The 7,812-nt window shown below is 63.6% G+C and carries 11 protein-coding genes; 9 read left to right on the top strand and 2 right to left on the bottom strand.

Annotation, left to right across the window (positions count from 1 at the left end; all coding sequences use genetic code 11):
* Positions 1-401 (bottom strand): M23 family metallopeptidase (locus AC062T_RS09530; protein WP_476029473.1); only part of this gene is annotated, 401 nt, incomplete at its 3' end.
* A 310-nt stretch (positions 402-711) separates the two neighbouring features.
* On the opposite strand from AC062T_RS09530, the gene rpsB reads away from it, so the two are divergent.
* From rpsB to AC062T_RS09575, 9 genes are all read left to right on the top strand, one after another.
* The gene (gene rpsB, locus AC062T_RS09535) at positions 712-1,605 is read left to right on the top strand and encodes a 30S ribosomal protein S2 (protein ID WP_476029475.1); all 894 of its coding nucleotides are present in this window, start codon (positions 712-714) and stop codon (positions 1,603-1,605) included.
* A gap of 38 nt (positions 1,606-1,643) precedes the next feature.
* Complete coding sequence (gene tsf / locus AC062T_RS09540) at positions 1,644-2,471, top strand: translation elongation factor Ts (RefSeq protein ID WP_108517104.1); 828 nt, start codon at positions 1,644-1,646, stop codon at positions 2,469-2,471.
* A gap of 101 nt (positions 2,472-2,572) precedes the next feature.
* Positions 2,573-3,289, top strand: a complete 717-nt coding sequence (pyrH, locus tag AC062T_RS09545; protein WP_476029477.1) for a UMP kinase — start codon at positions 2,573-2,575, stop codon at positions 3,287-3,289.
* 45 nt (positions 3,290-3,334) lie between these two features.
* Positions 3,335-3,889 (top strand): ribosome recycling factor, encoded by a 555-nt coding sequence (gene frr / locus AC062T_RS09550; RefSeq protein ID WP_476029479.1) that lies wholly within the window; start codon positions 3,335-3,337, stop codon positions 3,887-3,889.
* The gene (locus tag AC062T_RS09555) at positions 3,890-4,876 is read left to right on the top strand and encodes a phosphatidate cytidylyltransferase (RefSeq protein WP_108517099.1); all 987 of its coding nucleotides are present in this window, start codon (positions 3,890-3,892) and stop codon (positions 4,874-4,876) included. It begins immediately after the preceding gene.
* 43 nt (positions 4,877-4,919) lie between these two features.
* Entirely contained in the window at positions 4,920-5,468 is a 549-nt protein-coding gene (locus AC062T_RS09560) for a DivIVA domain-containing protein (RefSeq protein WP_476029482.1), read from the top strand.
* Between the two features lie 112 nt (positions 5,469-5,580).
* Complete coding sequence (locus AC062T_RS09565) at positions 5,581-6,162, top strand: aggregation-promoting factor C-terminal-like domain-containing protein (protein WP_476029484.1); 582 nt, start codon at positions 5,581-5,583, stop codon at positions 6,160-6,162.
* A gap of 13 nt (positions 6,163-6,175) precedes the next feature.
* Positions 6,176-6,469 carry a hypothetical protein gene (locus AC062T_RS09570; protein WP_476029486.1) on the top strand — a complete coding sequence of 98 codons (294 nt, stop codon included), beginning with the start codon at positions 6,176-6,178 and terminating at the stop codon, positions 6,467-6,469.
* Between the two features lie 13 nt (positions 6,470-6,482).
* Complete coding sequence (locus AC062T_RS09575; RefSeq protein ID WP_476029488.1) at positions 6,483-7,214, top strand: alpha/beta hydrolase; 732 nt, start codon at positions 6,483-6,485, stop codon at positions 7,212-7,214.
* A 73-nt stretch (positions 7,215-7,287) separates the two neighbouring features.
* Here the strand turns inward: AC062T_RS09575 and AC062T_RS09580 are convergent.
* A partial coding sequence (locus AC062T_RS09580) for an AI-2E family transporter (RefSeq protein WP_476029490.1) occupies positions 7,288-7,812 on the bottom strand: 525 nt, incomplete at its 5' end.

Below are 7,812 nucleotides of genomic sequence, written 5' to 3' on the forward strand. Positions count from 1 at the left end.
GGCTGCAGATCGGTTTGCACGGGTTCGTAGCTGGAGATCAATCCGCCCGGATGTCGCACTGAGATCACCGGCCTATCCACGACAACCCCGGCGAAGTGCACGACGCCGGCAGCGGGGGCCAACACCGCCGCGCCTTCTGGGGCAGCGATATCGATGCCGCGGTGGCCCGGGGCATACCGGGTGGCCGGCGCAACGTAGTGACGAAGAATGGTGCGCGGTCCCGCGAGAGGCCAACTCCATCGTGCAATCGAAACGGCTGCCAGGCGGGGTGCCGCCCCCGTATCCATTGTTCTCTGCGCCGCCACCGTCGAGGGGGAGCCGAGCGGGGCGGCAATGACAAGGCACGTCGTGAGAATCAGGCTGGCGGACCGGGCCAATCTGCTGGGCGACGGGGGCGACATGCATCAAGCGTGCCCTCCGTTTCGCGCGTGATGCGTCGGGTCCGTCGCAGATGTGGAGGGTCCAGAACTTGGGCCTCGGGGGAGGGGAGCATCCACCGTTCTCCGTGCGCAAGACGCGACCGCGCCGGTGCTATCATTGATTCCGCATCCCGTGCATTCGGGATGACTACGCGTGCCCGTTGAGGCCAACATCCTTCAGTCCCCGCTCTAAGCAGGGGTGGATGCGGGCAGGGCACCAGGATCTGCGCCAACCGGCGCGATGACAACTGAGAATAAGCACGGTTTTGCCGTGCGAGAAAAGGAGACGGCTATGGCCGTTGTTACCATTCGCCAGCTGCTCGACAGCGGCGTGCACTTTGGTCACCAGACCCGCCGTTGGAACCCGAAGATGAAGCGCTTCATCCTCACCGAGCGTTCCGGCAGCCACATCATCGACCTTCAGCAGTCGCTTGCGTACATCGACCGCACGTACGACTACGTCAAGGAGACGGTTGCCCACGGTGGCACCATCCTCTTCGTCGGTACCAAGAAGCAGGCCCAGAACGCCATTGCCGAGCAGGCTCAGCGCGTCGGCCAGCCCTACGTCAACCAGCGTTGGCTCGGTGGCCTCCTCACCAACTTCCAGACGGTCAGCAAGCGTCTTGCTCGCATGAAGGAGCTCGAGGAGCTCGACTTCGACGACACGACCAAGGGTTTCACCAAGAAGGAACTCCTGATCAAGAAGCGCGAGCTCACCAAGCTGCACAAGTCGCTCGGTGGAATCCGCAACCTCACCAAGACGCCTTCGGCGATCTGGGTTGTCGACACCAAGAAGGAGCACCTCGCAATTGACGAGGCGCGCAAGCTTGGCATCCCCGTCATCGGCATCCTCGACACCAACTGCGACCCCGACGAGGTTCAGTACCCGATTCCGGGTAACGACGACGCCATCCGTTCGGTCGGCCTGCTGACGCGCATCATCGCGGACGCTGCTGCTGAGGGCCTCATCCAGCGCCACCAGAAGACCGAAGAGGGCAACGGCAACGTTTCTGCCGTCGAGCCGCTCGCCGAGTGGGAGGCCGAGCTTCTCGCCGGCGCCGAGACCGCTGCAGCCCCCGACGCCGTCGCTGAGACCGCAGAGGCCGTTGCCGAGGTCGTCGAGACGGTTGAGGCCGTCGTTGAAGCCGAGGCCGCTGCCGAGGCTCCTGCCGAAGACGCCAAGTAAGCATCGCTCTAACCGATCTCGAATCTCTAGGAGTTCACATGGCCGATTTCAGCCTGGAAGACATTAAGACCCTGCGCGAGCGCCTCGGCACCGGCATGGTTGACACCAAGAACGCTCTCGTTGAGGCAGGCGGTGACCTCGAGAAGGCCACCGAGCTGCTTCGCCTCAAGGGTGCGAAGGGCAACGCGAAGCGTGCCGACCGCTCCACGAGCGAGGGCATCGTCGCGGCCAAGGCCGATGGCGGACGCGCAACCATGATCGAGCTCGCCTGCGAGACCGACTTCGTCGCCAAGGGTGACAAGTTCGTCGCGCTCAGCGAGAAGGTGCTTGACGCTGTTGCTGCGGCCGGTGCGTCCACCGTTGAGGAGGCCCTCGCGGCCCCCGTCGACGGCAAGACGGTTGCCGACCTCATCAACGAAGAGGCCGCCGTTATCGGTGAGAAGTTCGAGCTTCGTCGTGTTTCGGTTATCGAGGCCGACAAGGTCGAGATCTACCTTCACAAGACCAGCAAGGACCTCCCCCCGCAGATCGGCGTTGTCGTCGGCTACACGGGTGACGATGCCGAGACCGCTCGCGGAATCGCGCAGCACATCTCGTTCGCCAACCCTGCCGTTCTCGCTCGCGAGGATGTTCCGGCTGACGACGTTGAGAACGAGCGTCGCATTGTCGAGGAGATCAGCCGCGGCGAGGGCAAGCCCGAGGCTGCGCTTCCGAAGATCATTGAGGGTCGCCTCGGCGCCTACTACAAGCAGGTTGCTCTGCTTGAGCAGGACTACGCTCGCGACAACAAGGTTTCGGTCGGCAAGGTTGCTCAGGATGCTGGCATTACGGTGACCAGCTTCGCCCGCTTCAAGGTCGGCGCCTAGTACTAAAGACTGACGAGGGGGTCCGAGACGCATTGAGCGACTCGGACCCCCTTTTCTATGAACAACCGAATAACCTGGAACGAAATTTTGAGGGAGAAAAAATGACATCGGTGACGGGCAAGCGACGGGTTCTCCTCAAGCTTTCGGGTGAGGCTTTCGGCGGAGGGCAGCTCGGTGTCAATCCCGATGTTGTTAGTGGTCTAGCGCGCGAGATCGCCGAGGCCGCAGCCGAGGTTGAGGTGGCGATCGTCGTCGGCGGTGGCAACTTCTTCCGTGGCGCCGAGCTAAGCCAGCGCGGCATGGACCGCGGCCGCGCCGATTACATGGGCATGTTGGGCACCGTGATGAACGCCCTCGCTCTTCAGGATTTTCTCGAGCAGGCTGGCGCGGCGACGCGGGTGCAGTCGGCGATCACCATGACTCAGGTAGCCGAGTCGTACATCCCTCTGCGCGCCGAGCGCCACCTGGAGAAGGGACGCGTTGTCATCTTCGGCGCAGGCGCCGGGCTCCCGTACTTCTCTACCGACACGGTGGCCGCACAGCGCGCTTTGGAGATCGACGCGGATGTCGTGCTCGTGGCCAAGAACGGGGTAGATGGTGTCTATGACGACGACCCCCGCAAGAATTCAGATGCCTCAAAGCTGGAGCGTGTCACCTATCAGGAGGCGCTCGTGCAGGGCCTCAAGGTGGTCGACTCGACCGCGTTCAGCCTGTGCATGGATAACGGGATGCCGATGGTTGTCTTCGGCATGGAGCCGGCTGGCAACGTTGCCGCCGCCATCCGCGGCGACGTCATTGGCACGCGGGTCAGCAATTAGTCGACGACGTGCCGGTAAACTTTCAGCAGACACGAAGGAGTTGCAGTGATTAGCGAAGTTCTGGCTGAGGCCAAAGACAAGATGGGCAAGTCGGTCGAGGCGGCAAAGGACGACTTCGCCAATGTGCGCACGGGCCGCGCAAACCCGGCGCTGTTTCAGAAGCTCCTCGTGGACTACTACGGCACTCCGACCCCGCTGGGTCAGCTGTCGACCATGAACAACCCAGAGGCGCGGATGCTCGTGATCACCCCGTTCGACAAGGGTGCGCTCAAGGACATCGAGAAGGCCATTGTTGCTGCCCAGCACTTGGGTGCCAACGTGGGCAACGACGGCAACATCATCCGCGCTGTGCTGCCCGAGCTCACAGAAGATCGCCGCAAGGAGTACGTCAAGCTCGTCAAGGGCAAGGCTGAGGATGCTCGCGTTTCGATTCGCAACGTGCGCCGCAAGGCCAAAAACGACCTGGATGCCCTCAAGGGCGAGGTCGGCGACGATGAGCTTGCCCGCGGGGAGAAGGAGCTTGAAGCCCTCACCAAGACCCACATCGATGCCATCGATGACGCGTTGAAGAAGAAGGAAGCCGAGCTACTCGAGGTCTAGATGGCTGAGCTGCCGGATGACCCCAACTCCGCTCCGCTGCCTCCTCGACGCCGCCACGGCCGCGGCGAAATCGGAGAGCGCGCGCACGCCACCGCTGATGAGCTCAAGGCTCAGCTGGAGGCGACGCGCGCGCAGCTAGAGGCGACGAACGAACGCATCGAGGCCAAGGCCGGCCGCAACCTTCTTGCGGCGACCGGAATTGGCCTCGTGCTCGGCGCGCTTCTCTTGCTGAGCCTGATGGTGGTCAAAGAGCTGTTCCTGGTGTTTGCGGGCGCGCTCGTGGCGTTCACATCCTTCGAATTGGCGAGTGCTCTGCGCTTCGCCGGTCGCAATGTCCCTCGCCTCCCCACGGTGGTGGTCGCTGTCGCCACGGTTCCCGCTGCCTTCTATTGGGGGGCAGACGGCAAGTGGTTCGTCTTTCTCGGGGGCGTCGCCATTGTCGTGTTGTGGCGGCTTGCCGAGGCGTTGATCCCTTCGCGGCGCACCTCGGCCAAGGATCTTCTCAAAGACATTGGCGCCAGCACCCTGGTGCAGGTGTACATCCCATTTCTCGCGGGATTTGCCGTGCTTCTCACGGCCCAGGACGGTGGCGAGTGGTGGACCCTGGCGTTCATCATCGCGGTCGTAGCTGCCGATGTCGGGGCCTATGCGAGCGGCCTAACCTTCGGCAGGCACAAGATGGCGCCGAATATCAGCCCCGCCAAAACCTGGGAGGGGTTCGCTGGCGCCGTCGTCGCCACGCAGATCGCCGGGATCCTGCTCATGGTGTTGATGCTGGGCAAGCCGTGGTGGCTTGGGGTCATCTTCGGCTTGGCGTTGGTGTTCACCGCGACGATCGGCGATCTTGTCGAGTCGCTCATCAAGCGCGACCTGGGCATTAAAGACATCAGTACGTGGCTGCCCGGGCACGGCGGGTTCCTCGACCGCCTCGACTCGATGCTGCCGAGCGCCGCGGCGGCATACGTGCTCTTCTACCTCTTCGCCTGAGTGCCGCACGCGTTCTCCAGCGACGGTAGGGCACAATGGAGGCGTGAGCGCTACCTTCCCGAAAACACGTAGATCCCGTTTCGGCTACGACATCGAGCAGGTCGAAGATTTTCTCGAGGATGCTCGCCGGGCCTACACTGCCGAGCGCGGTGAATATTCGGCCGTCAGCGCAGAAGATATCCGGCGCGTTGCATTTGCTATGCAGAAGGGCGGCTATTCGACCGAGCACGTCGACGCCGCTCTGGAGCGCCTAGAGGACGCCTTCGCGATGAGGGAACGTGAACGTCTCTCTCCCGGAACGTCGCAGACTGTGCTCGCTCAGAAGCGTGAACTCGCGCAAGAGGTCGTCAATCGTCTTGCCAGGCCGCGTGGTGACCGCTTCGCCCGGGTGAACCTGTTGGCCGATGGGTATCGCCGCAGCGAGGTCGACGCCCTCTGTGACCGCATCTCTGACTATCTCCTCACGGGCGCACCGCTCAACCTTGTCGACGTGCGTACTGCGGCGTTTCGCCCGCAGCGCGGCGGCTACCGCGAGGCCCAGGTCGACAGCCTGCTGGATGCCGTTATCGACATCATCCAGAATGTCGACTGATCCGGAGAAACTGGGCTTTGCTGTCGTCGTGGGATAGGGTCGCTTTACTGTGAGCACTCGACCCGAACATCGCGCGCACCGCGGCCGTCCCGCACGTCCGGACAGCGTTTCATTGGCGACCCGTCTTCACGGGCGTCTCGCGCTTCAGGTTTTTGCCTTCACTGCGGCTGCTGCCGTCATGCTCGTCTCTGTGGTCGCTCCGACCACGAGAGAGCCTGCCGTCGCCGACTCGAACGAGACCCGCGCGGCATCGGCCGATGTGACTCAGTCGCTCACGGTGGATGCAAGTCCGTTCCAGCAGATCGGCAGAGATAGCTATAAGGCGCTCGCCTATGTTCCGCCCGTCGTGGCAGCAACATCCGCGGGAGCTCCGGCAGCGGGGGTTCCCGACCCCGGCACCGCTCAGGCAATCGCGCTGGAGATGGTCACGGCTCGGGGATGGGGCCAGGGAGAGTTTGACTGCTTGGTCGCTCTCTGGAAGAAAGAATCGGGCTGGAACACGTTCGCCCATAACAAGTCGAGCGGCGCCTACGGAATCCCGCAGTCGCTACCAGGAAGCAAGATGGCATCGGCAGGCGCCGACTGGGCCACGAACCCTGCGACGCAGATCACGTGGGGGCTCGGATACATCCAGGGACGGTATTCCACCCCGTGCGGTGCCTGGGGCGCTAGCCAGACTAAGGGCTGGTACTAACTAAGCTTGATGCATGCCCAGGTCTAATCGCCCCCGAAATCGGCGCCGGCCAGAGGCGGGCGAGCGCGACCTGGCTGCCGCCCTGTTTGGTGGCCGCCAGACGGAATCGAAGCGCGGCATCGAATGGAATGTGCAGCCTGTCGCCGCGCCATCCGCGCTCAAGGCATACACCTGCCCGGGATGCTCTGGCCAGGTGGCCGCAGGTACCGCCCACGTTGTTGTGTGGCGCGCCGATAGCTTTTTGGGTGACGAGCGCGCGCTGAGCGAGCGGCGTCACTGGCATTCGCACTGTTGGAAGATCGCGTGATGAGAGGAACAGCGTGACGAACGCAGGGGAGCAGGTTGAGGTCAAGGCCGGCATCGAGTTGCCAGCGCGACGCGAAGACATCGAGCTTCACACGAGGGACGGGCTCACGCTCGTCGGTGAGCTCGCCCTCCCCGAGTCGGCGGCCCCCGTCGCCACGATGCTTGCGCTGCACCCGTTGCCCACCGCAGGTGGGTTTATGGATTCGCACATCATTCGCAAGGCCGCAGCTCGTTTGCCAGCTCTCGCCGATATCGCGGTCCTCAGGTTCAATTTTCGCGGCACGTCGTCGCCGCGGGGCACGTCAGAGGGTGCATTCGGCGAGGGCATCGACGAGGCACTGGATCTCGCCGCCGCCATCGACTTCGTAGAGCAACGCGGGCTGCCAGCACCCTGGCTCGTTGGCTGGTCGTTCGGCACCGAGGTTGCGCTCAAACATGGCCGCGACTACGACATCCCCGGCGTTATTCTTCTCTCGCCGCCCCTCCGCCGCACCAGCCAGGATGAGCTGGCCGCATGGGCTGGCTCCGGCAAGAGGGTCGTGGCGGTTGTGCCTGAGCTCGACGACTTTCTGCGACCCGCCGAGGCTGCGGAGAGATTCGCTGCCGTGCCCGAGACCGAGTTCGTTGCGGTAGACGGCGGGCGGCACCTATGGGTGGGGGAGCAGCAGACCCGTCGAGTTCTCAACGAGATCGTTGAGCGGCTCAACCCTGCCGCCGTACCATTGCCCACCACCTACCCGCTGTAACGCCGCATCCGGCACTCAGGGGCGGGCGCTGCCAATCGGGGGAGCCGCAACCGGCTCAGGCGGTGAGAAGCCGCTACAGCTCGTTCTGGCGCGGGATGAATACCTGCTTGACGATGATCAGAGCCGATGCCGCGACCGGGATGGCGACGAGGGCCCCGAGAACGCCGAGCAGCGCACCGCCGGCGAGGGCAGCGATGACCACGAGCACCCCGGGCACCTTGACCGCGCGATTCATGATGCGCGGGTTGATGACGTAGGCCTCGATCTGCATGTAGATGAGGTAGTAGATCGCCGCGACGAGCACGAGCGGCCATCCGTTGAAGGCGAGAACGCTCAGCACGATGATGGTCGAACCCGTGAGGGTACCGACGAGCGGCACAAGGCTGAAGAGGAACGCGATGAAGGCGAGCAGAACCGAGTACTGGGCGCCGATGACCGACAAGAAAATGAAGCTCAGCACGCCGTTGATAAAGGCCAGAGAGGCCTGCCCCACGACGTAGCGCCCGACCGACTCGATGACCTGCTCCGAGATGTCGATGAACGTGCCTCGCTTGGAGGCAGGAACGAGCTGGTAGATGCCCCGCTTCATGGTGTGAAG

The sequence above is a fragment of the Homoserinimonas sp. genome (assembly GCF_056262345.1).